This window comes from Tetragenococcus muriaticus DSM 15685 (genome assembly GCF_000423785.1).
Classification (GTDB): Bacteria; Bacillota; Bacilli; order Lactobacillales; family Enterococcaceae; genus Tetragenococcus; species Tetragenococcus muriaticus.
In genome coordinates this window covers 1-1,509 of record NZ_AUIQ01000107.1, presented here as the reverse complement: position 1 = coordinate 1,509, position 1,509 = coordinate 1, and the positions used below count along the sequence as shown (strand labels likewise).

The 1,509-nt window shown below is 37.2% G+C and carries 1 protein-coding gene; it reads right to left on the bottom strand.

Features of this window, described 5'->3' with window-relative positions:
- Nucleotides 1-116: 116 nt before the first annotated feature.
- The gene (gene pepA, locus G577_RS0110355; protein ID WP_028791097.1) at nucleotides 117-1,193 is read right to left on the bottom strand and encodes a glutamyl aminopeptidase; all 1,077 of its coding nucleotides are present in this window, start codon (nucleotides 1,191-1,193) and stop codon (nucleotides 117-119) included.
- Between the last annotated feature and the right edge of the window lie 316 nt (nucleotides 1,194-1,509).

The following is a 1,509-nucleotide window of genomic DNA, read 5'->3' as shown; positions in this document are numbered from 1 at the left end:
GCCTTTGTTCATTAGTGCCTGTCACAGCCCAATGAATAGAGTAACGGTTTCTTTTTTATTCGTCTAGAGGGAACCTCAATAAATTTTACACTTAGCCCTTACCAAAAAATCAAAGCTTATTTTCCTTGCACAATAGTTTCTACAGTGCTCTTATCCAAACCTTTTAATACTTGAATGAGCATTTCTCGTGCAGCTTCGAAATCAGCAATATTAAACATCGTTTGGTGTGTATGGATATATCGACCGCAAACACCGATGACAGAACTTGGAATCCCTTGATTTGCTGTATGCGCGCTACCTGCATCTGTACCACCTTTAGAAACAAAATATTGATAAGGAATATCATGTGTTTCTGCAGTATCTAATAAATATTCTTTAAGACGTGGTAACATAATCAGGCCTGGGTCATAAATACGTAATAACGTACCTTCTCCTAAATGTCCAAATGTCCCTTTTTTCGTTTTCGTATCATCTGCTGCAGAACAATCTACTGCAAAAAACAGATCAGGATTAAATTTAGTCACTGCAGGTTTGACGCCACGCAAGCCAACTTCTTCTTGTACATCAGCTCCAGCAATAAGCGTATGTCCTAATTTTTCATTTTTTAAGGCCTCTAAAGCTTCTAAAACTACCGTGCAACCGTAGCGATTATCCCAAGATTTTGCGATAATATTTTTTCCATTGGCTGTTTTTATGGTTTCTACTTCGGGCACCAATGTATCACCAGGACATACCCCATAAGCTTGCGCCTCTTCTTTATCCTCAAAGCCTGCATCAAATAATATATCTGTTACTTGAACAGATTGTTGTCCACCACTTCCACGCAAAAGATGAGGTGGTACAGAAGAAGAGATACATGGGTAGTTTCCTTTTGCTGTTTTTAAAGTAAATCTTTGAGCAGAAACCACATAAGGATTCCAACCACCTAAAGGAGTCACTTCAAACAACCCACGATCCGTAATTTGAGTCACCATAAAGCCAACTTCATCCATATGTGCTGCAACCATCACGCGAGGCGCTGTCGTATCTTCATTTTGTCGAATACCAAAGACACCACCTAATCCATCTTGCGCTACCTCATCTACAAGAGGGTTCATTGCTTCTTTCATATAAGCTCGTATATCTTGTTCAAATCCACTTGTTCCTTGAAGTTCTGTTAATTCTTTAATCCGTTGAAATGTTTTGTCTTCCATACCGTCATCTGGCAAAAAGCCAAAGTAACCTCCTTTTTCGTTTATATCTTATGCATTTTATTATAACGCAAATTCAAGGATAAAAAAGACATGAGAAAAAATAAGACGAATAAAGTTATGAGATAATGTGACAAAATCTAGAGCTCCTTCGTTATTCTTACTCTAGTTTTGTTCAAATCTAGAGCTCTTTTGCTATTCTTACTCTAGTTTCATTTAAAACTATGGTGTTAGGTTAAATTCATGGACACATTTTTATAGAGTACTATAATATTTTATGAAAGGGTGTCCGTTTATGACAAAACGATACAACCAAGAA

Coding starts and splice junctions, on each gene's coding strand:
- pepA (WP_028791097.1), bottom strand. CDS start 1,193: ATGGAAGACAAAACATTTCAACGGATTAAAGAATTAACAGAACTTCAA.